The organism is Oleiagrimonas sp. MCCC 1A03011, assembly GCF_003267965.1.
GTDB classification, from domain to species: Bacteria; Pseudomonadota; Gammaproteobacteria; order Xanthomonadales; family Rhodanobacteraceae; genus Oleiagrimonas; species Oleiagrimonas citrea.
On the sequence record NZ_MSPY01000001.1, the window covers coordinates 46755 to 69621 of the forward strand.

21 protein-coding genes are annotated in these 22867 nt (G+C 66.4%); 7 read left to right on the forward strand and 14 right to left on the reverse strand.

Translation table 11 applies throughout. The features are described from left to right. Nucleotides 1–10 precede the first annotated feature (10 nt). The 7 genes from BTJ49_RS00190 to BTJ49_RS00220 all read right to left on the reverse strand — a co-directional run bounded on the left by BTJ49_RS00190 (nt 11) and on the right by BTJ49_RS00220 (nt 9539). The gene (locus BTJ49_RS00190; RefSeq protein ID WP_113063373.1) at nt 11–1528 is read right to left on the reverse strand and encodes a SulP family inorganic anion transporter; all 1518 of its coding nucleotides are present in this window, start codon (nt 1526–1528) and stop codon (nt 11–13) included. 229 nt (nt 1529–1757) lie between these two features. After that, nucleotides 1758–2963 carry an HlyD family efflux transporter periplasmic adaptor subunit gene (locus BTJ49_RS00195; RefSeq protein WP_113063374.1) on the reverse strand — a complete coding sequence of 402 codons (1206 nt, stop codon included), beginning with the start codon at nt 2961–2963 and terminating at the stop codon, nt 1758–1760. Nucleotides 2964–2973: 10 nt separating this feature from the next. Continuing rightward, nucleotides 2974–5340 carry an ABC transporter permease gene (locus tag BTJ49_RS00200; RefSeq protein ID WP_113063375.1) on the reverse strand — a complete coding sequence of 789 codons (2367 nt, stop codon included), beginning with the start codon at nt 5338–5340 and terminating at the stop codon, nt 2974–2976. Next, nucleotides 5337–6074, reverse strand: a complete 738-nt coding sequence (locus BTJ49_RS00205; RefSeq protein WP_113063964.1) for an ABC transporter ATP-binding protein — start codon at nt 6072–6074, stop codon at nt 5337–5339. The genes BTJ49_RS00200 and BTJ49_RS00205 overlap by 4 nt, the downstream gene beginning before the upstream one ends. A 239-nt stretch (nt 6075–6313) precedes the next feature. Next, nucleotides 6314–7564 (reverse strand): MFS transporter, encoded by a 1251-nt coding sequence (locus tag BTJ49_RS00210; protein ID WP_205300813.1) that lies wholly within the window; start codon nt 7562–7564, stop codon nt 6314–6316. 188 nt (nt 7565–7752) lie between these two features. Then, the gene (locus tag BTJ49_RS00215) at nt 7753–8484 is read right to left on the reverse strand and encodes an SDR family oxidoreductase (protein WP_113063376.1); all 732 of its coding nucleotides are present in this window, start codon (nt 8482–8484) and stop codon (nt 7753–7755) included. A gap of 65 nt (nt 8485–8549) precedes the next feature. Beyond that, nucleotides 8550–9539, reverse strand: coding sequence for an aldo/keto reductase (locus BTJ49_RS00220; protein WP_113063377.1), 990 nt, complete (start codon nt 9537–9539; stop codon nt 8550–8552). Between the two features lie 181 nt (nt 9540–9720). Between BTJ49_RS00220 and BTJ49_RS00225 the strand changes: the two genes are divergently transcribed. Then, nucleotides 9721–10632 carry a LysR family transcriptional regulator gene (locus tag BTJ49_RS00225; protein ID WP_113063378.1) on the forward strand — a complete coding sequence of 304 codons (912 nt, stop codon included), beginning with the start codon at nt 9721–9723 and terminating at the stop codon, nt 10630–10632. Nucleotides 10633–10705: 73 nt separating this feature from the next. Next, entirely contained in the window at nt 10706–11362 is a 657-nt protein-coding gene (locus BTJ49_RS00230) for a hypothetical protein (protein ID WP_146742226.1), read from the forward strand. Here BTJ49_RS00230 and BTJ49_RS00235 read toward each other — a convergent pair. Beyond that, nucleotides 11352–12710 carry a formimidoylglutamate deiminase gene (locus BTJ49_RS00235; protein ID WP_113063380.1) on the reverse strand — a complete coding sequence of 453 codons (1359 nt, stop codon included), beginning with the start codon at nt 12708–12710 and terminating at the stop codon, nt 11352–11354. The genes BTJ49_RS00230 and BTJ49_RS00235 overlap by 11 nt on opposite strands. A gap of 74 nt (nt 12711–12784) precedes the next feature. Between BTJ49_RS00235 and BTJ49_RS00240 the strand changes: the two genes are divergently transcribed. The 4 genes from BTJ49_RS00240 (at nt 12785) to hutI (ending at nt 17746) form a co-directional block, all read left to right on the forward strand. After that, nucleotides 12785–14368: a bifunctional GNAT family N-acetyltransferase/carbon-nitrogen hydrolase family protein gene (locus BTJ49_RS00240; RefSeq protein WP_113063381.1), complete on the forward strand. Its 1584-nt coding sequence runs from the start codon at nt 12785–12787 to the stop codon at nt 14366–14368. 10 nt (nt 14369–14378) lie between these two features. After that, on the forward strand, nt 14379–14657 hold the full coding sequence (locus BTJ49_RS00245; protein WP_113063382.1) for a hypothetical protein: 279 nt from the start codon (nt 14379–14381) through the stop codon (nt 14655–14657). Between the two features lie 263 nt (nt 14658–14920). Next, complete coding sequence (locus BTJ49_RS00250) at nt 14921–16495, forward strand: chloride channel protein (protein ID WP_113063383.1); 1575 nt, start codon at nt 14921–14923, stop codon at nt 16493–16495. 9 nt (nt 16496–16504) lie between these two features. Continuing rightward, a complete protein-coding gene (hutI, locus tag BTJ49_RS00255; protein ID WP_113063384.1) occupies nt 16505–17746 on the forward strand; it encodes an imidazolonepropionase in 1242 nt (413 codons plus the stop codon). A gap of 106 nt (nt 17747–17852) precedes the next feature. On the opposite strand, the gene BTJ49_RS00260 is transcribed toward hutI, so the two are convergent. The 6 genes from BTJ49_RS00260 to BTJ49_RS00285 form a co-directional block, all read right to left on the reverse strand. Continuing rightward, complete coding sequence (locus BTJ49_RS00260; protein ID WP_113063385.1) at nt 17853–17993, reverse strand: 30S ribosomal protein THX; 141 nt, start codon at nt 17991–17993, stop codon at nt 17853–17855. Nucleotides 17994–18076: 83 nt separating this feature from the next. Next, nucleotides 18077–18520, reverse strand: coding sequence for a MerC domain-containing protein (locus tag BTJ49_RS00265; RefSeq protein WP_113063386.1), 444 nt, complete (start codon nt 18518–18520; stop codon nt 18077–18079). Nucleotides 18521–18839: 319 nt separating this feature from the next. Beyond that, a complete protein-coding gene (locus tag BTJ49_RS00270; RefSeq protein WP_113063387.1) occupies nt 18840–19313 on the reverse strand; it encodes a transcriptional repressor in 474 nt (157 codons plus the stop codon). A 36-nt stretch (nt 19314–19349) separates the two neighbouring features. Further along, entirely contained in the window at nt 19350–19637 is a 288-nt protein-coding gene (locus tag BTJ49_RS00275; protein ID WP_113063388.1) for a hypothetical protein, read from the reverse strand. A 39-nt stretch (nt 19638–19676) separates the two neighbouring features. Next, on the reverse strand, nt 19677–21083 hold the full coding sequence (gene gltX, locus BTJ49_RS00280; protein WP_113063389.1) for a glutamate--tRNA ligase: 1407 nt from the start codon (nt 21081–21083) through the stop codon (nt 19677–19679). A 65-nt stretch (nt 21084–21148) separates the two neighbouring features. Further along, nucleotides 21149–21580 (reverse strand): DUF4399 domain-containing protein, encoded by a 432-nt coding sequence (locus tag BTJ49_RS00285; RefSeq protein WP_113063390.1) that lies wholly within the window; start codon nt 21578–21580, stop codon nt 21149–21151. 166 nt (nt 21581–21746) lie between these two features. Between BTJ49_RS00285 and BTJ49_RS00290 the strand changes: the two genes are divergently transcribed. Continuing rightward, complete coding sequence (locus BTJ49_RS00290; protein WP_113063391.1) at nt 21747–22853, forward strand: hypothetical protein; 1107 nt, start codon at nt 21747–21749, stop codon at nt 22851–22853. Nucleotides 22854–22867: the final 14 nt, after the last annotated feature.

The window sequence follows — 22867 nt, forward strand, 5'->3', positions numbered from 1 at the left end:
GCGCCGGCGATCAGCCCAGCTGGTCGTCGGCGAGATGGTACTTCGGGTCTTCCAGCACGTTGACCTCGATCATCTTGCGCGCCTTGTGCAGCAGTTCGGCGCAGTCCGGGCTGAGATGGCGCAGGTGCAGGCGCTTGCCGATCTTCTGATAGCGCTCGGCCAAGGCGTCGATGGCCTCGATGGCCGAGTGGTCCATGACCTTGGCGTCCTTGAACTCGACGACCACGTCCTTCGGGTCCTCGCGCGGCGTGAACAGATCGGCGAAACCGCTGACCGAGGCGAAGAACAACGTGCCGTGCAGCGCATAGATCTTGCAGCCGTCGCGATCGGTCGAGGTCTCCACGCCGATGTGCTTGGCGTGCTTCCAGGCGAACACCAACGCCGAGATCACCACGCCGACAACCACCGCGATGGCCAGGTCGGTGAACACCGTCACCGCAGTCACCGCGACCACCACCAGCGCGTCGGCGCGTGGCACCTTGCCGAACACGCGCACACTGCCCCACTCGAAGGTCTTTTCCGAGACCACGAACATCACGCCGACCAGCGCCGCCAGCGGAATACGCTCGATCAGGTCGGAGGCGAACAGGATGAAGCACAGCAGCGCGACGCCGGCGACCACACCGGACAGGCGTCTGGTCGCGCCCGCGTTCACGTTGATCATGCTCTGCCCGATCATCGCGCAGCCGCCCATGCCGCTGAAGAAACCACTGAGCACGTTGGCCGCGCCCTGCGCCATGCATTCGCGGTTGGGCTGGCCGCGGGTCTCGGTCATCTCGTCGATCAGGTTCAGCGTCAGCAGCGATTCGGTCAGGCCGATGATCGACAGGATCAGCGCGTACGGGAACACGATGCGCAGCGTGTCGAAGTTCCACGGCACGCTGGGGATGTGGAACGGCGGGAATCCGCCCTTGATCGAGGCCAGGTCGCCGACCGTGCGCGTGGCGATGCCGCCGAACTGGGTCAGCAGCGCCACCGCGATGATCGCCGCCAGCGCCGACGGGATCGCTCGCGTGAACTTCGGCAGCAGGTAGATGATCGCCATGCTCAACGCCACCAGACCCAGCATCACCAGCAGCGGCGTGCCATGCAGCCAATGCAGCACGCCGTCCGCGCCCTTCTCCTTGAAGTGGCTCAGCTGCGCCATGAAGATCACGATGGCCAGACCGTTGACGAAGCCCAGCATCACCGGATGCGGCACCATGCGGATGAACTTGCCGAACTTCAGCGCGCCGAAGACCAGCTGCATCAACCCCAGTAGCACCACGGTAGCGAACAGGTACTCCACGCCATGCGTGACCACCAGCGACACCATCACCACCGCCATGGAGCCGGTCGCGCCGGAAATCATGCCCGGCCGACCGCCGAACAGCGCCGTCACCAGACACATCACGAAGGCGGCATAGAGGCCGGTCAGCGGATTGACATGCGCGACCAGCGCGAAGGCCAGCGCCTCGGGCACCAGCGCCAGGGCCACAGTCAGACCGGACAGAGTGTTGTTGCGGATTTCACGAACAGGCAGGGACATCGATCGGGGACTCGATAACAGCCGCCCGGCACGACGCTTTGCCATGCCGGATACGGGACACGCGACGCCACCGCGGTGAGCGGCAGCACGAAGACGCGCATCCGCAGGGGCGCGCGCCACAAAGATATTCGTCAATGGAAACCGGCTTTCGCGCGCAGAACGGCGCGGCCGAGCGTTCTATTGTCGCATGCCCGGCCACAGCCGACCACCGCCGGGACCCCGTGCCACATCACGCTCCCGGAGCATCGCCGAGCACACGCAAGCGCAAACCGTCGCGCAGACGGTCGTCGGGAAAGGCCACCACGGCGTCGCCCTTGCGCAGACCGCCGAGCACCTCCACAGCGTCATCGGCACGTGCGCCCAACTCGACATGGACCAACCGCGCGCGGCCGTCCTCGATGCGGTACGCCGCCCAGCGCCGTCCGTCCCGGAAGACCGCGCTTGCCGCAACCTGCAGCACATCGTGACGACGCGCGACCTCGAATTCGACCTCGACGCGGAAGCCGTCACCGAGTCCGCGCCACTGCGCCCGTGGCGCGGTGATCTCGAGCCACACCTGGGTCCGTTGCTCCTCCACGCCCAGCGCCGAGATCTTGGTGAAACCGCCTGGCTCGATGCGCACGACCCGTGCCGGCAGTGCCTGGTTGCCCCCCCAGCGCAGGATCCGCGCGGGCGTCCCCGGTCGCAATGCGAGCGCCTGCTGCGACAGCGCCTGCACCATGACCTGCAAGGTGCGCAGATCACCGATCTCCAGAAGCGCCTGCCCGGCCTGCACCGGCACCGCACTCTGCTGATAACGATGCAGCACCACCCCCGTGACCGGCGCGCGAATCTCGACGGCGGTTCCGCCGGCACGCCCCTGCCCCCCCAGCACGGCGGCGAGCGCGGCACGCTGCTGCGCGACCGCACGCTGCTCGGCGACCGCAGCCTGCACCGTGGCCCGCGCCCGGGCCACCCGCGCCTCGGCTTCCTCGCGGGCCGCGACGCTGACGGCGCCGGTGGTGGAAAGCTCGCGCATGCGTCGCACGTCCCGCTCGGCCAGATCGGCGTCGGCACGCGCCGCCGCGAGACGCTGCCCGGCGGCCTCGAGCGACGCTTCCGCCGCATGCTGCTCGGCCTCGATGCGTGCGCGGCTCGCCGGGTCCAGAAGCACCCCGCGTGCCGGATCCACCACGGCCAGAACCTGACCGGCCTTCACCGCATCGCCCTGCAGCCACTCGATGCGACGCAGCGTCCCCGCGATCGGCGCCGAGAGCACCCATCGACGCGGCAACATCATGCGTCCCTCCTCCTCGAAACGCTGCACCAGATCGCCGCGCGTCACCCGCGCCGCATCCACCGGACGCGGCGAAGGCTGCAGTGCCCAGAATGCGACAGCCGCCACCGCGATGCCAGCCAGCGTGAGCACAATCCAGTGTCGACGACGCATACTCATTTCCTCTCCCTCATTCGCGAGTCTTCAGCACCGCGATCAGGTCCAGCCGCGCGATACGACGGCGTATCAGCCACGCCGACACCACGCTGGCTCCCAGCACTACCAGTCCCGCGAAGGCGAATGTGGAGGTGGACAACTCCACCGGCACGCGAAACAGCTCCGACTGGAACCCCGTCGCCATGAGCCAGCACAGCCCCACGCCCGCGGCGAACCCGAACGGCAGCGACAACAGCACCAGCAATCCCAGCTGCCCGAGAAGCACCATGCCGACCTCCCCGCCGGTCATGCCCAGCACGCGCAGACTCGCCAGCTCGCGACCGCGCTCGGACAGACTGATCCGGGCCGCGTTGTAGACCAGACCGAAATTGATCACCGCCCCCAGCAGCGCGGCCACCAGCGTGAACACCAGCAGACTCTCGGCCATGGTCGTGTAGAAGCTGTGCACCGACGCCAGCCGCGAACCGATGCCGGCCACTCTGGATCGCCGATTCAGACGCCGGTAGACCTCGCTCTCGGCGCCGGATTCGACGCCGAGCAACGCGCCCGAGACGACATCGCCGTCGCCCAGCAGGCGATTGAGCGCATCCAGATTCATGTATCCCTGTGCCCCGATGTACTCGTGCACGAATCCCTCCACGCGCACTGAGCGGCGACGCCGATGGCCGTCCAGCGCCTGGACGTCAACCTCGTCGCCAGGAGCAAGCTGCAGCATGCCGCGCAGATAGTCGGTCAGCAGCAGACCACCTCCCGCGGGCTGCACCGGCTGCAGTCGGGTATCCAGCGTCCGCTTCAGACGCGCCGGGTCCGGCAACCCTTCGATCACGGTCCGGTAGCTGCGATGTCCGTGCACCAGTCGCACCGGGACCGAGCGCACCGGCTCCGCCTCGCGCACGCCCGGCAAGGCGGCCAGTTCGAAGATCGCGCGGCGCGGCGTCAGCTCGATGAAGGTCACCGACAGGTCGTGGCGCTGGGCGACGCCCAACTGCGTGTCGACCATCCATTCGATGGCGTCGTCCTGGAAGCGTCCAACCATCATCACCGCGCAAGCCATCGCCAGCCCGAATACGGTCAGCACCGCGCGCCCCGGTCGGCGCTCGAGATCCCGCAGCGCCATCCGCGCGGGCTGCGACAACCATCGCTGCAGGCCCAGGCGTTCGATCAACGTGGGACGGAATCGCGGCGGCGCCGGTGGGCGCATCGCCTCGGCCGGCGGCAGGCGGACCGCTGCGCGCAGCGCCATCGCCGCACCGGCCCAGGCGGCCGCCAGGCTCACCGCGAAACCCATGACGATGGCGCGCAAACTGAGGTGGTAGGCCAGGAAGGGAAATCGGTAGATGTCCTGGTATACCCCGGCCAGCCAATGCCCCTGCAACGCCCCCAGCGCGATGCCGATGAGCGTGCCGCCGCAGGCAATGCCGCCGGCCATGCCCAGATAGTGTGCGGCCAGCGTTCGGTTGCGGTAGCCGAACGCCTTGAGCACCCCGATCTGCTCGCGCTGAGTACCGAGCAGCCGCATCAGCACCACGTGCAGAAGGAACGCGGCCACACCCAGGAAGATTGCCGGAAACAGGCGCGCCATGGTCTGCAGCTGACGCAATTCCTCTTCCAGGTAGCGCGCGGAAACCTGTTCGTGCCGGCCGTACGCGCCGATACCGCCGTAGCGGGCCAGCAGCGCATCGAGCGCGGCGATCACCGCCGCGGGACGCGCGCCGGGCTCCAGGCGCAGCACGACATTGTTGAACGCCCCATCCATGTTCAGCGCCCGCTCCATGGCATGACGGTTCATCCACAGCACCGCGTAACGCTCGAAATCCGGAAACACCGCGCCCGGCGGCGACTGATAGACATACTCCGGCGACGTGCCGATGCCGACCACGCGCACCCGGCGTTCACGGCCACGCAGAATCATGTCCAGACGATCGCCCGTGTGGAGTTCGTGTGCGCTGGCGAACGCCTCGCCCACCACGACCTCATCGTCGACGCCGGGGTCCGGCAGCCGTCCGCTTCGCAACTGCACGCGATTGAGGAGTGGCTGCCCGCCGTGCAGCGGCAGCGAGACCACCTCGGCACGCACCGGCTCGCCGAATCCCTTCAGCGACAGCGTGGCCGCAGCCTGCAATCTCGGCTGCGCAGCCTGCACACCCGGAACCGCCCGAATCCGAGGCAACAGCGTGTCCGGCGCCCGCTTGAGCGGCGCCCACAGATCGGCCAGCGCGCCTTCCCGATAGAACTGCGCACGGGTCGCGGTCAGCGACTCGTAGGTCGATTGCGACATCACCAGCGTCGCCACGCCCCCCGCGATCACCAGCGCGATCGCCAGGGCCTGCCCACGCAGATACCAGAGATCGCGCCAGCCCTTGCGTGTCAGCGCGCTCACCAGCGCAGCTCCCGAGCCGGGACACGGTGGGCGGGACGCTCCTCGCGCACGATGCGACCATCGCCCAGATACAGCACGCGCCCGGCCATGCGAGCGATGTCGACGTTGTGGGTGATCACCACCGTCGTAGTGCCGAGTTCGTCGTTGACCCGTTCGAGCGCTTCCAGCACACGCACGCCAGTGGCCGAATCGAGGGCACCGGTGGGCTCGTCGCACAACAGCACGGCGGGACGCTTGGCAATGGCGCGTGCGATGGCCACGCGCTGCTGCTGGCCGCCCGACAACTGCGCAGGGAAATGATCCATCCGGTCGGCAAGATCGACGCGGGCCAGCGCCTCCTCCGGCGCCATCGGCTGCTCGGCGATCTCCGTGACGATGGCCACGTTCTCGCGCGCAGTCAGACTCGGGATCAGGTTGTAGAACTGGAACACGAAGCCGACGTGCTCGCGGCGGAACTGCGTCAGTTCGCGCTCGCTGGCACCGGTCAGGTGATGACCCTCGTACCAGACCTCACCGTCGCTGGGCGCATCCAGGCCACCGAGGATGTTGAGCAGGGTCGACTTGCCGCTGCCCGAGGGGCCCAGCAGCACAATGAACTCGCCGCGATACAGATCGAGATCCACGCCGCGAAGCGCCTGGACCTCGACTTCGCCCATGCGATAGATCTTGGTCAGCCCACGCGCGCGGAAGACCGCTTCCGGCGCATGGGCCACGTGCGGGGACGGCTCGATCATCGGCGCGGTTCCGTGTTCGCACATTGGCGTGCGCGGGTCGATGCGGCATTGGCCCGCGCAAAGACAGTATAGGGCGCAGGTCGAAAAGCGCACCATCTCGTCCATGAGCCAGTCACCGCCACGATAGACGCAGCCCGTTCATGCAAGACACGGCATGGCGCACTTCTCGAAAGCCGTCGCCGCTTGCGGCGACAGCAGCCCGGATGCACCGGCCGGCACGACCGGCCAGAGTGACGCCTCTACTGCGCGGCGCCGCCGTGGATCGGTGTGTTACGCGAAGTGGCCAGGGGCGGAATGGCAATCAGGCGCAGCGCGCCGAACAGGCCCACGACCGTCAACACCGCCGTGAACAGCGTCACGCCGAGCCAGCCGTCCCGGCTCCAGAACAGGCCGCCCGCGACGCCGGCCAGGCTCGACCCCATGTAGTACGCGAACAGATACAGCGACGACGCCTGCGCCTTCGAATGCGGTGCGCGACGGCCGACCCAGCTGGCCGCCATCGAGTGCCCGGCAAAGAACCCGAACGTGACCACGGCCAACCCCAGCACCACCGCCGCCAGCGGCTGCAGCAGCATCAGGCCCATGCCGGCGAGCAGCAGCACGAACGCGCTCCAGAAACACTTGCGCCGGCCCATGCGGTTGGCGACGTGGCCCATCCAGGTCGAGCTGAAAATGCCGACCAGGTACACCGCGAAGATCGCGCCCTCGGCACTGACGCTGAGGCTGTACGGCGGCGCCAGCAGTCGATAGCCGATGTAGTTGTACAGCGTGACGAAGGTGCCCATCAGCAGAAACCCCTCGATGAACAGCCAGCGCAAACCGCGCTCGCGCAACAATTCGCCCAGCGTGCGCGCCAGTGCGCCGGCACGCAGCCTGCGCGCCTGGAAATGGCGCGACTCGGGCAGCGTGCGCCAGAAGACCAGCGCCGCTGCCAGACCGATGACGCCGATGCAGGCAATGGCCGCGCGCCATCCGAATACATCCGTGAACACGCCGGTCAGCAGACGTCCACCCATGCCGCCAACGGCCGAGCCGCCGATGAACAACCCCATCGCCAGCCCCACCGAATCGACATGCATCTCCTCGCTGACGTAGGCCATCGCCACGGCCGGCACGCCGCTCAGCGAGAGGCCCATCAACGTGCGCATCAGCAACAGACCGTGCCAACTCGGCATCAGCGCAGTGACCAGCGTCAGCAGCGACGACGCCAGCAGCGACACCTTCATCACCTGCTTGCGTCCCCGCGCATCCGACAAGGCTCCACACACCAGCATCGCGAAGGCCAGCACCCCGGTGGTCAGCGACAGCGAAAGACTGGCTTCCGCCGGATGCACGCCGAAGGTCGCCGAAAACGTCGGCATCAGCGGCTGCACGCAGTACATCAGACTGAAGTTGCAGAAGCCGGCGGCGAACAGGGCGAGATTGGTGCGACGGAAGTCTTTCGTACCATGCCTGATGCGCATCGTCTCATCGCTACCCTGTGTGCTCATGCGCAACCTTTTCCTGTCTCCGGCCTCTCGGCACATGTTCCCGGCCGAGCATCGGTTCGGCCTCGTGGAAACCTTCCTCCGCGCTCGCATGCTCGAATGCATGGATCACTTCGTTACCCATCGCCGATCGGCATGGAGCGGAAGGAAGAAAAAGCCAGACACTTCGCCTCGTTCAAGCACTACGCATTTCAACCGTGAACATGGGTCGTCGCTCCGCCATCGACGAGGAGATGCGCTCCGTTGACGAACGACGCGGCCGGGCTGGACAGAAATACTACCGCACGAGCCACTTCCTCCGGCGCCGCGAAGCGCTGCATCGGATTCCCCGTCCGCGTGCGCTCGTAAAGCACCGGATCGTGCCCGCGTATCCGATCCCACATGCCGCCCGCAAACAGGGTGTCGCCGGGAGCCACCACGTTCACGCGCACGCCGGAAGGCCCGAGCCGCTGGGACAGGGACTTCATGTAATGCACCATGGCCGCCTTGGCCGCACCGTAGGCTTCAAGGCCGGGGGTCGCGAACGTCGCCGCTTTCGATCCGACATACGTGATGGCGGGATGCGCACTCCGCTTCAACGTCTCTGTCGCGCATTCGATCAGATCGACCGTGGCCGACACGTCGAGCCGCAACGAGGCATCCCAGTCGGCCGACAAGGCGCTCACGTTCGGCACGAGCACATCGAAGTCGCCCAGACTCCGTATCCAGTCGAGAGCATCCGGCGCCGACACGTCGAGCGTCGCTGCATCGGCTGAAACGCCATACGGTGCAAGCCGCTCGATCATCGCCGCATTCTTCTCGGCCGTTCTCGAACAGAGCCGGACATGGCATCCCTCCCGAGCGAACGCCTCCACGATCGCGGCGCCGATGCCCGAACTGCCACCCGTGACCACGGCGGTCAAACCCTTCAGTGCAAGATCCATGCGATTTCCTTGAATGTCCTGACTTCCGGCCCACCGGGAACACACCGCTTCATGCCATCATCCGATCAACCGTGCAGCAGCGACATCATCGCCTGCGGATAGCGCGTGCCCGACGCGGCATCGTGCGGAAAGACCGCATCGACCGTCGCCAACTCCTCGGCCGACAACGCGACATCAAGCGCGCCGATGTTCTGATCCAGATACTGGATCCGCTTGGTACCCGGGATCGGCACGATGTGTTCGCCCTGCGCCAGCACCCAGGCCAGCGCCAGCTGCGCAGGCGCGCAGTTCTTGTCGCGCGCCAGCTCGGCCACTTTGTCCACCAGTGTCAGATTGCGCTGGAAATTCTCGCCCTGAAAGCGCGGGTTGTGGCGACGGTAGTCGTCGTCATCGAAATCATCCGGACGCTGGATCGCACCGGTCAGGAAGCCGCGCCCCAGCGGGCTGTACGGCACGAAACCGATGCCCAGACGCTGACAGGTCTGCAGGACGCCATTCTCCGGGTCGCGCGTCCACAGCGAATATTCGCTCTGCACTGCCGTGATCGGATGCACCGCGTGCGCACGCTCGATGGTTGCCTCTGCCGCTTCGGACAGGCCCAGATAAAGCACCTTGCCCTCCTTCACCAGGTCGGCCATCGCCCCCACAGTCTCCTCGATGGGCGTGTCGGGATCGACACGGTGCTGGTAGTAGAGGTCGATGTGATCGACGCCTAGGCGTTTCAGGCTCGCCTCGCAGCTGGCGCGCACGTATTCGGGACGACCGCTGACGCCGCGCTTGGTCGGGTCATCCGGATCGCGCACGATGCCGAACTTGGTCGCCAGGAACACCGCATTGCGACGATCGCGGATGGCCTTGCCGACCAGCACCTCGTTGGTGTGCGGGCCGTAGACATCGGCGGTGTCCAGGAAATTCAGCCCTGCATCCAGCGCATGATGGATGACGCGGGTCGACTCGGCGTCGTCGTGCGCGCCGTAGAACTCGCTCATGCCCATGCAGCCCAGACCGATAGCCGAAACCTCGGGCCCCTTGGAACCCAGCGTGCGCTTTTTCATGCGATGCCCTCCTCGGCAATGAATCGACGAACCGCGCAGAACCCCGATCACGGCATCCCGCACGGACAACGCAGCCAGTGTCACGAAAAGCATTACAGGTAAAAAGCGACTATTTCTTGATGTTCTGTGAAGTTATGCTAATTAATCGATATCTCCATCGATGCCGCTCTGGACTTCTCGCATGCGTGACGACCCCACTGCCGCCCTGCGCAACTTCCAGCTGATCGCCCAGCACGGCAGCTTCACCCGCGCCGCCAGAGAGCTGGATGTCACGCCTTCGGCCCTGAGCCAGAGCCTGCGCCATCTCGAACGAAAACTCGACGTGCGACTCCTGCAGCGCAGCACGCGACGCGTGGGATTGACCGAGGCCGGGCGTGACTTCCTCGCCCGTATCGCGCCGGCCATGGCCGTGATCGACGACGCCATGGAAAACGCCCGCCAGCACGGCCAGCGCCCGGCGGGCACCCTGCGCCTGACGCTGGCCAATCCCCGGATTCTGAGCCACCTGATACCGGCGTTCATGCATGCCTATCCCGACATCACGCTGGATCTGCGCGTCGAGACGCGTCTGGTGGACCTCATCGACGAGGGACTCGACGCGGGCATCCGCCTCGGCGAGAGTCTGCAGAAGGACGTCGTCGCCGTACCGCTGGGCGGACCGAACCGTTCGCGCGTGGTCGGTTCGCCGGCGTATTTCCGCCGGCACGGAACGCCGATGCATCCGCGCGAGTTGTCCGCACACAACTGTGTCCGCTTCCGTTTCCGTCCCGGCGGCCCGATTCATCAGTGGGAATTCGCCGAACGTGGCGGCGTGAACGCCGGCCGCTGGTTCGATGTGCACGTCGATGGCAACCTCATCGTCAACGACCACGCCACGATCGTCGAAGCGGCGCGCCAGGGCGCGGCGCTCGCGCAGGTGTTCGAGGAACATGTCGCCGACGACCTGACCAGCGGCCGGCTGGTCAGCGTGCTCGATACCTGGCTGCCGCCGTACGACGGCTGGTACCTGTACTACCCAAGCCGGTTCCAGGTCCCACCGAAGCTGCGCGTGTTCATCGATTTCATGCGCGAGAAACTGAATGGCGGCGAATGATCCATATGCGCCAAGGTTGACCTCCCGGGACACCGAAGCCGACACTGGGACCGCGTCACGCAAGGAGCACATCATGCGCCCATGGATTTCTCTCGCCACTGGCCTGCTCACGCTGCTCGCAGGCTGCTCGCCTTCATCGCCCGACCGGACCGCGACACAGAACGCCGCGTCCAGACACGACGCCAGCCAGGCGTCTCCGGTAAGCACGCGCAGCGCCCCACTCGCTCACTTCCAGAGTTCCGCCTACGGTTTCCGCGTGGATTACCCGCAGGACATGATCGCGCGGCGCAGTTTCGCCGACGGCTACATGCGCAACGACGCCTGGAAGGCCTGGGCGCCTCCGGGCAGCCCGGGGCATCCGATCGTCGCCCTGATTGTGCCCGGCTCCAACGACATCACCCGCGCAGCGCTACGCATCGGCGCCAGCCGCGACCCGCAGGCCGTGAACGATTGCCTGACTGTACCGCCGAATGCGCGCGGGGACCATGGCACGCGCACGGTCAACGGCGCCCGGTTCACCTACTTCGAGGCAGGTGATGCGGCCATGAACCACTACATGCACACACACAGCTACCGTCTGGTGCACGACGGAGCGTGCATCGCCATCGACCTGATGGTCACGGGCACCAATCCGCAGGTCTACAGCCCGCCACGGACGCCGCCATTCACCAAGAGCGCCGCTTTCGCGACCCTGCAAAAAGCGCTGCAGGGCTTCCACTTCACGCTGTAGCGCGCAGTGCCTCGACGGTGCTGCGATAGCGTGCGGCGATGCGCGCTTCGTCGCGATGACGGAAATCCCGCACGACCCACGCTCCGCCGACCATGACATCGCGCACCAGTGGCGCATTGCCGGCGAACAGGAAGCTGTCGAGCATCGAAGTCCCGTCGCGCGCCGCCAGCTGCGGTGCGTCTTCGTCGAGCACCAGCAGGTCGGCGCGGGCGTCGATTTCACACGCACCGAGCGGCAGGCCCGATGCCTGCGCACCGCCCGCCAGCGCAGCCTGCCACAGATGCTCGCCAACGCTGGCCCCGCGCTGCCGCGAAGCGATGTTGCGATGCCTGGCGCGCAGGCGCTGCCCGTATTCGAGCCAGCGCAACTCCTCCACCGGTGACACCGAAATGTGCGAGTCCGACCCGATCCCGAGACGACCGCCGGCATCGAGGTAATCGGCCAGCGCGAACAGTCCGTCGCCGAGATTGGCTTCGGTCGTCGGACACAGACCGGCCACCGCCCCGCTCCCGGCCAGGCGGGTCACTTCGTCCTCGTCCAGATGCGTGGCGTGCACCAGGCACCAGCGCGCATCCACCGTCGCGTGATCGAGCAGCCAGCGCACCGGCCTCACGTTGCGCAACGCAAGGCAGTCCTGCACCTCGCCGACCTGCTCGGCGATGTGGATATGAATCGGCCCCTGCCGCAACGGCTCGGCCGCCAGCACCTCGCGCAGCGCCGACTCCGGCACTGCGCGCAGGGAGTGCAGCGCCGCGCCGATGCGCAGCATAGGACTCTCCTCGGCGCGCAGCTGCTCGATCAGACGCAGATAGGCCTCGACCGTCAGACCGAAACGCCGCTGGCGCTCGTTCAACGGACGACTGTCGAACCCACCGCTCCGATACAACACCGGCAGCAGCGTCATGCCGATGCCCGCCTCGTCGGCGGCCTCCATCAGTGCGCGCGACATCGCCGCCGCATCCTCGTATGGACGGCCATCCGGACGTTGATGCAGATAGTGGAATTCGCAGACATGCGTGTAGCCGGCCTTGAGCATTTCCACGTACAACTGCGTCGCGATGGCCTTCAAATCATCGGGCCCGATTCGCGAAGCGAAGGCGTACATGGCCTCGCGCCAGGTCCAGAAGCTGTCATCGCCGGGGCCACGGCGTTCGGCCAACCCTGCCATGGCGCGCTGGAACGCATGCGAATGAAGATTGGGCATGCCCGGAAGCACCCAGCCCAGATGCTGCTCCGTGTGCTCGTCCGGAACGCCCAGCATGCCCGTCTCCTCGACGCCGATGCGCACGTCATGCTGCCAGGCGCCATCGCGCCACAACTGGTCGACGCGCAGTGTCGTCCTGTCCATTGCCGACTCCTCGCCGGCGCAGTGAGCCGGCTGCGGTTAAAAATTCGGGCCTCAGTGTGCGGCATAATCATTCCATGACCAAGACGAATTCTCGCGACAAACGCCGCCTGCTCGTCCGCCAGGCGCGCCTGGACGACGTGCCCCGACTGGTCGAACTGACCGCCCTGGTCTACACCCCTGAATGGGGGCATTCGGCGGAAATGCTCCGCGGCCAGCAGGCCCACTTCCCCGAAGGCCAGTTCGTGGCCGAATACGATGGCGAAATCGTTGGCTACTGCGCCACGTTCCGCATCGACGAAGGCACCGCGCTCAAGCCGCACACCTGGACCGAGATCACCGGTGGCGGCTTCGGCTCGCGCCACGACCCGGAGGGCGACTGGCTGTATGGCATGGAAGTCGTGGTGCATCCGCAGATGCGCGGCATGCGTATCGGCCAGCGCCTGTACACCGCGCGCAAGAAGCTGTGCACCGACCTGAAGCTGCGCGGTATCGTCTTCGGCGGCCGCATTCCCGGGCTGTCCAAGGCCATCAAGCGCTTCAGCAGCGCCGAGAACTACGTCCAGGCCGTGATCGAGGGACGTCGCCGCGACCCCACGTTGAGCTTCCAGCTGCGCAACGGCTTCGAGGTCCTCGGTCTGCTGCACAACTACGAACCGGGCGATCACCAGTCGCTGGGCTACGCCACGCACATGGTCTGGCGCAACCCCGCCCTGCACGACCAGCCCGACGTGCCGCACGCCTCGGGCGGCCTGCCGATGCCGTCGACCGTGCGCGTGGCCACCGTGCAGTACCAGCAGCGCCGTATCCGCTCGTTCGAGGAATTCGCGCAGCAGGTCGAGTACTTCACCGACATCGCCGCCGACTACGACGCCGACTTCGTGACCTTTCCCGAACTGATCACGCTGCAACTGCTGTCGATCGAGAACGAGGAGCTGTCGCCCAACGACACCATCCGCCGGCTCAGCGAATGGACGCCGCAGGTGCGCGAACTCTTCGGCAATCTGGCGGTGCGCTACAACATCAACATCATCGGCGGTTCGCATCCGACACGGATGGACGACGGCGACATCCACAACGTGTGCTACATCTGCCTGCGCGACGGCACCATGCACGAGCAGGAGAAGCTGCACCCGACGCCGTCCGAGCGCAACGTGTGGGGCATCACCGGCGGCGACACCACGAGCATGATCCAGACCGACTGCGGTCCGATCGGCGTGATGATCTGCTACGACTCCGAGTTCCCCGAAGTCGCACGCCACCTGATCGACCAAGGCGCGCTGATGCTGTTCGTGCCCTTCTGCACCGACGTGCGCGAAGGCTACCTGCGCGTGCGCTACTGCTGCCAGGCACGCGCCATCGAAAACCAGTGCTACGTCATCATGTCCGGCAACGTCGGCAATCTGCCCGGCGTGCACAACTTCGACATCCAGTACGGTCAGAGCTGCATCCTCACGCCCTGCGATTTCCCCTTCGCACGCGATGGCGTGGCGACCGACTCGACGCCGAACATCGAAACCGTGCTGTTTGCCGACCTCAGCCTGGACAACCTGGCACGCGCCCGCAATTCCGGCACGGTGACCAATCTCAAGGATCGCCGCTTCGACCTGTACGAAACGCGCTGGCGCCGGCGCGGCCTGCCCGACATGACGCACGATTGAGGTCCCGCCCATGAAGATGCATGGACGCATCAGCGCGACCGAAACCGAGGACGTGTCGCTCCCGAACGCTCTCACCGAAGTCGCCATCCAGGCCTGTACCGATGAACTCAGGAAAACCAGCGCCTTCCTGTCGGCCGCCGCGTCGCGGATGGAGGACATAGGGCGGGCCTATGGCCACGAGCACCTGGCAGACAGGCAACCCGGCTTCGATCATTCCGGCGAACTCATCGTGCTCGGGCCTGCCGCCAGCGCTACGGACACGGACCATCGACACGGGAAGCCGCGCTAGAAAAGGGATGCCGTTCGCAGTCCCGAGCAGCCGAACCGCGACGCCACCTGGATACCGGCCAGGAAGCGCGCCCGAGCCGATTTACGCCCACGCCCCATGATCTATCTGCGCCCAGGCCACGCGCACCACGACATCGCGCATGCAGGCTCGAACGCCTGACCGGGCCGGGCCGGGCGGACAAAAGCTGTCTACAGGGCAAATCCGGCGCAAAGTCGCGGCGATCCGCCACGGACGCGAGCGCCGAGATTTGCGATAATGGGCGGATGCCCGACGCCCCCGCCCCCCGCAAATCCACCAATCCGCGTCTCGAAGCGCTGCTCGGTCACGAGTTCTTCGCCCCGCATCACTGGAAACGACGCATCGCCCTGTGGCTGGGTGCCGTGCTGGTCGCGCTGGCAGCGATCGTGTTCGCCAAGGCCAGCGATTGGTCGTTCGGTCTGTTCCAGCGCATGGTCGCCTACAAGGCCTGGCTGCCACTTTGCGTGACGCCGGTGGTGTTCGGATTGCTGGCCTGGGCCACCGAGGGCAAGCTGCGCGCGGCCCGCGGCAGCGGCATTCCGCAGGTGATCGGCACGCTGCACGTGGAGGACGCCGGTTTCCGCGAGCGCATGCTGGCCCTGCCCATCGCCGTCAGCAAGATGTTCATGACGCTGCTGGCGATGATGGTCGGCGCGTCGATCGGCCGCGAGGGACCGACCGTGCATGTCGGCGCGGGCCTGTTCCACTCGCTGGGCCGGCGTTTCGGCTACACCGACCCCAAGGCCGCCTCGCGATTCATTCTCGCCGGTGGCGCGGCCGGCATCGCCGCAGCGTTCAATGCGCCGCTGGCCGGCGTGGTGTTCGCCATCGAGGAACTGGCCGGCGCGTTCGAGCACCGCTTCTCGGGTCTGCTGCTGACCTCGGTCATCGTCGGCGGCGTGGTCTCGCTGGGCGTACTCGGCAACTACTCCTACTTCGGCGCAGTCGACGTCGACCTGCCGTTCGGCAACGCCTGGCTGGCCGTGCTGGCCACGGGCATCGTCGGCGGCCTGCTCGGCGGCCTGTTCGCGCGACTGGTGCTGCTCAGCCGGCGTGGTCCGCTGGCCTATATCGGTCGCGTGCGCGCCCGCTGGCCGGTGCTGTTCGCGGTCGGCTGCGGCCTGGCGCTGGGCGTGCTCGGCCTGATCTCGCACAACAACGTCTACGGCACCGGCTACGACCAGGCACGCGCCTTCGTGCAGGGAGCGCCGGAAACCGCCGGCGCCTGGTTCGGTATCAACAAGCTGCTCGCCAACGTCGTCTCGTACTGGGCCGGCATCCCCGGCGGCCTGTTCTCGCCGGCGCTGGCCGTGGGCGCGGGCCTGGGGCACAACATCGCCCACTTCCTGCCGCACGTGCCGGTAGCTGCGGTCGTGCTGCTGGGCATGAGTTCGTACCTGTCCGGCGTCACCGGCGCACCGCTGACCTCGGCGGTGATCTCGATGGAGCTGACCGACAACCAGAGCATGATCATTCCGATCATGGCCTCCTGCCTGCTGGCGCGCGCCGCCGCCTCGCTATTCAGCCCTACGCCGGTGTACAAGGACTTCGCCGAACGGCTGGTACGCGACTTCGAGGAACGTCAGAAGCAGCTGCGCGAGGCCGAGGAAAAGGCCAAACAGGAGCGCCAGCGCGAACACTTCGCTGGCATCGATACCGAAGACAGCCAGGCCGCCGCACCGGAAGCCACCAATCGCACCACCGCTTTCGAAGAAGTCTCCGCGGAACCGGCCAACAAGGACGAGACCTCCGATGACGCATCCGACGCCGCAACGCCGGCACCCGAAGACAAGCCGCCCGACGATCCCGAACGGCGCTAAGCTGGCCGCATGACTGCCCGCGACCGCTTCGACCTGCTGCTGACCCACGCCCGCATCGCGACTCTCGATGCCGCGCGCGACGATGGCTACGGTCTCATCGAAGACGGCGCCGTCGGCTGCGTCGACGGCCATATCACCTGGATCGGCCCGACTGCCGAACTGACGAGCGGTCAGCGGGACGCCGCGCGCGTCGTCGATGCCGGAGGCCGCCTGCTCACGCCGGGATGGATCGACTGCCACACCCACCTTGTCTTCGGCGGCGATCGCGCCGATGAATTCGAAATGCGCCTGGAAGGTGCCGACTACGCGGAAATCGCCCGCGCCGGCGGCGGCATTCTCTCCAGCGTACGCGCCACGCGCGCGGCCAGCGAAGACGAACTGTTCGAGCAGTCCCTGCCCCGCGCGCAGGCGCTGCTCGCCGACGGTGTAACCACGCTGGAAATCAAGTCCGGTTACGGCCTCGATCTGGACAGCGAGCGCCGCATGCTGCGCGTCGCACGACGCATCGGCGAGGCGCTGGGCCTCACCGTGCGAACCAGCTTCCTCGGCCTGCACGCGCTGCCCCCCGAATTCGCCGAGGATGCGGAAGGCTACGTCGCCGAAGTCTGCGACCGCATGCTTCCTGTTCTGGCCAAGGAAGGACTGATCGACGCCGTCGACGCCTTCTGCGAAACCATCGGCTTCACCCGCGACCAGGTACAGCGGCTGTTCGAGCGCGCCCACGCGCTGGGACTGCCGGTCAAGTTGCATGCCGAGCAGCTGTCGGACCAGGACGGTGCCGCGCTGACCGCATCGTTCGACGGACTATCCGCAGACCATCTCGAATACCTGAGCGAACACGGCGTGCGCGCCATGGCCGACGCCGGCACCGTCGCCGTGCTGCTTCCCGGTGCATTCTACGCCTTGCGTGAAACGAAACTTCCGCCGATCGATGCGCTCCGCGAGCACAACGTGCCCATGGCGGTCGCCACCGATCTCAACCCCGGCACCGCGCCGCTGCGTTCACTGCGCCTGGCTGCGAACATGGCCTGCACGCTGTTCCGGCTCACACCGCTGGAAGCGCTGCGCGGCACGACCGTACACGCCGCGCAGGCGCTGGGGTTGCATGATCGCGGCGTACTCCGAAATGGAGCGCGCGCTGACATGGTGCTGTGGCATGCACGTCACCCGGCCGAACTGAGTTACTGGATCGGTGGATCGCTCGCGGACCGGATCTTCGTCGCGGGGCGCACTGCCGCGCAAACCGACTGAGACGCCGCCTCACGATGGAGCTGCACGCACATCGGCCGTTCCAAACCGCGCTCATGAAAAAGGCCCCGACTGGCGGAGCCTTTCTCGAAACGTGCCGCGCAATAGCTCAGGAAGCCTTCTTGCGTGTGGCCTTGCGTGCTGGCGCCGGAGCCGTGGCTGCCGTCGTCTTGCCCTTGCGGGGACGCGTGTTGCCATGCGAGCCGCGGTAGATCTTGCCCTTGCGCGTGCGCTTGTCGCCCTTGCCCATGTGCGTCGCTCCTTGGTGAGTGATGAGTTCACTCCATGGTAGTGCGTCGCCGAGCGCGGCGCATCCACGCCCGCATCCGTCGTTCAGTGTGCGTGCTGCAAGGCGTGTGCACGATAAACCAGTCGCAGATTCACAACGTGCGCAGAGGCCACCAGCAGGCCGCCGCAGGTGACCATGATGCTGTGCAGCGTCGTATGCGCGGACAGGTCGACCACGGTCACGCCGAGCACCAGAAGAATCAGGCCGGGCACAGCCAGCACCATCGGCAGACGCTGCCGATGCTTGCGATTTCCGGTCACCAGCGTAGTCGTGGCCAGCGCGGCCGCGAACAGCACGAAACCGCGCTCGAACGCGTGATCGGCCAGAAATTCGAGTCCGACCAACGGCAGCAGCGCGATCACGAAGGGCAGCAGCGCACAGTGCACCGCGCACAGGAACGAGGCCGTCGCACCCAGACGATCGGCAACGAGCCACCAACCCCGGGACTTGGAATCGACATCGCAAACGCTCGGGTTCTCGCACTGCATCTACATGATCTCCAGACAGTCATGCATCGAAACGCGCCGATCATGGCCGATTCGACACGGGCGGAGCGGCACACTTCACGTCCGCCGATAAATCCTCAGACGGAGTATTTACACCGCCGTTGTTACATTATAACGTATAGAGCGTGCCAAGGCACTCCTCGTGCCTGCAACATGTATCGGTCGTTCCCCAAAACCAGGCATCGGTACAGGCACTCGTCGGCGGGGCACTCCTCTCTCTCCCCGCCCACGCCGACCCAGGGCGTGGCAGTCTCTGCCACGCCCTCTTTTATCTTTCTAAACAAGCACCCGCTCGACGGGATCAGCGCTCTCGGCAATCCTTGCAGACGCCGTGCACTTCCAGGGTCTGGTCCTGCGGCGTGAAGCCGAGCGCATCGGCCTGCGCGGCGATCAGCTCGGCGACCCGCCCGTCGCAGACCTCGACCGCGCTGTCGCACTTGTCGCAGATCAGGAACGGTACCTGATGCGACTGCGCCGGATGCGGGCAGTGCACGTAGGCATTGATGGATTCGAGCTTGTGGATAAAGCCCTGCGTGAGCAGGAAATCCAGCGCGCGGTAGACCGTCGGCGGCGCGGCATTGCCGTGCCGCTCACGCAAGCGGTCGAGCAGGTCATAGGCCTTGGCGGGCTTCTCCGACGTGGCCACCAGCTCCAGCACCTCGCGACGCAACGGCGTCAGGCGCAAACCGCGCTCCTCGCTGGCACGCACGACCTGCTCCACGAAATGCTCGGCATCGTGGTCGTGATGATGCGGCTTGTGCGAAAAAACGCTCATGGCTGCGCGTGCCTTGCCTGTCCGAGGGCCATCGTATCATTGCGATGGCGGTGACTCGTCTTCCGATGTGGGGCGGCCCCGGCGGGAAGGCAAGGCCCACAGAATGAGCAGGCCGAGCGGTCCGATCACCAGACTGATGCCGATGCCGGTCCAGAGGCGGCCGCGCCACCAGCCCACGACGGCGCCCAGCAAAACGCTGAGCAGCGTGAACCACAGCAACGCCGCCCACGGCAGCATGACCATCAGGTTGTGGAAAATCTGCCAGGCGGCATCCGGCGAGGACAGATCGACGCCGCGGGTCGCGCGTTGCAGGAGCTCACCCATGACGGCCTGCCCCCTGCATCGCGAGACGCCTGCGCACGATCAGTCGGCGCGGCTCAGCGCCAGCGCATGCTCGACGCGGCGCACGGCTTCCTCGCGTCCCGCCAGGTACACGGTGTGATCGATCGAAGGCGAGACCTGGGTGCCGGTCAGCGCCACACGCAGCGGCTGCGCGACCTTGCCCATGCCCAGCTCCAGGCGCTCGGCGATCTGCTTGACCAGCTCGTGGATGGGTTCGGGCTTCCAGGTATCGAGCGCGCGCAGACCGTCGCGCGCCGCCTCCAGCACCGCCGGCGCGGTCGCCGACTTCAGATGCTTGGCCACGGCCTTCTCGTCCCACTCGGCAATCGGCGCGTACCAGACGCGCGCACGCTCGGCCATGTCCTTGAGCGTCTGCACGCGATCGCAGAGCGCCGTCACCACCTCGGCGGGCGCAGGGCCGGACGACGGATCGATGCCGATGCGGCGCAGATGCCACTCCAGCTCCGGAGCGATGCTGGCCGGGTCTTCGTTCTTCAGGTACTGCTGGTTGAGCCAGCCCAGCTTGGCCATGTCGAACCGCGCCGCGGACGCGTTGACGTCGGCGATGTCGAACAGCTCGATCATTTCCCCGATGGAGAAGATCTCCTGATCGCCGTGCGACCAGCCCAGCCGCACCAGGTAGTTCAGCAGCGCGTGCGGCAGGTAGCCGTCCTCGCGGTACTGCATGACGCCTACCGCGCCGTGGCGCTTGGACAGCTTCTGGCCGTCCTCGCCGAGAATCATCGGCAGATGCGCGAACGTCGGCACCGGCGCACCCAGCGCCTCGTAGACATTGATCTGACGCGGCGTGTTGTTGACGTGGTCGTCACCGCGGATCACCTCAGTGATGCCCATGTCCAGATCGTCCACCACCACCGCGAAGTTGTAGGTCGGGAAACCGTCGGAGCGGAACAGAACGAAATCGTCGAGCTCGGTGTTGGACCACTCGATGCGGCCCTTGACCTTGTCCTCGAACACCACCGATCCGTTCAACGGATTCTTGAAGCGGATGACGCGATTGGGGTCCTCGCGGTACGGCTCGTTGCGGTCGCGGTAATAGCCGTTGTAGCGCGGTTTCTCGCCCTTGGCGCGCGCGGCCTCGCGCATCGCCTCGATTTCCTCGGGCGTCTCGTAGGCGTAGTACGCCTTGCCCGCCTTCAGCAACTGCTCGGCGACCTCGCGGTAACGATCCAGACGCCCGGTCTGGTAGATCGGCCCTTCGTCGGCGTCCAGGCCCAACCAGCGCATGCCGTCGAGAATGGCCTGCACCGCCTCGTCGGTGGAACGCACGCGATCGGTGTCCTCCACGCGCAGCACGAAGCGGCCGCCGTGGTGACGGGCTTCCAGCCAGCAGTACAGGGCCGTCCGGGCTCCGCCGATATGCAGGAAACCGGTCGGACTAGGGGCGAATCGGGTGCGCACGCTCATGATCGCAAAGGGCCGTGGAACAAGCCCGTCAGGATACCAGACCCAAGCCTGCGCGCGGCCCTCGCCTATTTCACGTGCACCGTGATCCGACGTGAGATCAGCGGCCGTGCGAACGGCACGTGACGACTGTCGGCCAGTTCCAGCTGCAGCGTGTGCGTGCCCGGCGTCAGGGTCAGCGTGGTTTCGGTCTGGCCGCCGCCGAAGTGACGATGGTGCGCATCGGCAGGAATCGGCTGCCCGGCGGGCGGCAGCTTGGCCACGTCGATCAGCAGATGGTGGTGGCCCGTGTCCTTGCGATCCACGCCGGCCGGCGCCACGCCCATGCCGTGCAGACCGAACCGTACCGTGAACGTGCGCGGCACAGTGGCACCGTCGGCGGGCGAAAGGATGTACACCCGTGCGTCATCCGGCCGGGATTGCGCCTGCAGGGTAGGTTGCGCCGCCTGGACGCCGATGCAGACAAGCAGCGAGATCGTTCCCAAGAGCAATCGTTTCATGGTTCCCGTCTCCTTCTTAGAATGACCGAGGACAGGTCCTTTCTGGGACAAATTCACGCTGCTGTCCAGCGCCCACCATTGACCCGAGCGCAAATAAGGCCACAATGTGGCGTCTGATCGCTTGGCCGCCTCTCATTTCCCGCGGCCATTCGCAGGGGGAATTTCATTGAAGACTTTCTACAGCATCGCCCTGTCCGGGCTTTCCGAGGCTGACGCCAAGCAGGTTCTTGCCGCCCTGGAATCGCCGAAGCTGGGCAAATGGAATCTGTCCGAAGGTGGCAACAGCGATCTGTTGATCGTGGACGTGGACAGTGTCTGGGGCCACATGGACTGGCTGCGTGCCGTCGCCGAGGATCGACTCTGCGCCGCGTATACCGAACAGCCCTCCATGCGCGATTGCGACCTGCTGCTGCAGAAACCGTTCGATGGCGACAAGCTGATCCAGATGCTGCTGGACATCCAGAACAACGTAGCTCCGTCCAAGTCCGACGCACCCGCCACCTCGCCCGCACCGCAACGCAGCGAATCCACGGCGCCGCGAGCCGAGGCCAAGCCTTCCGCTCCCGAGGCTGCACCGAAGGCCGAGCCGGCCCCCAAGCCCGCCGAGAAGCCGACTCCCGTCGCGACCAAGCCCGCAACCCCGACGCCAGCGCCCGAGACGGTTCAGAGCGCCCCGGCCGAACCGGCGCGCAACGAGACCCTGGGTTCGATGCTTCTCGATGGCGCGATGACCCATACGGCACTCATCGAAGGCAACGCCGGCGATGCCAAACTGGCCATCGACCCGGCCAACAATATCTACCGCGCGCCGCCGCAACTGAAAACCATCGAGAAGCTTCTCGACGTGCCGGCCAGCCGCATCCGCTCCGTCAGCAGCGACGATGCCGAAGTGCAGCATGCCGGTCCCGAACAGCCGATCGTGCGCCTGTTGTGGTTCGCCGCCCTTTGCGCAAGCCACGGCAAACTGGCACCGCACCTGGATCCGTCGGCAAGCTGGCGCCTGACACGCTGGCCGCAGATCGAACGCGAGTTCCCGCGCCACTTCCGCATCGCCACGGCGATGATGAAGCAACCAGCCACACTGGAAGCCATCGCCGAGGCGGCCAAGTCGCCTGTCGAGGACGTGGCCGCCTTCATCAACGCCTACTACGTGGCCGGCTACGTGGCTCCGGATGGCGACAGCGACACGGGCGACGCGGTCAACTCCACCTCCAGCGTGCTCGGGCGCCTGCGCCGCTCGTTCTCGCGTGGTGCACGCGAGGCGTCGGCCTGATTCGACGCTCGTCC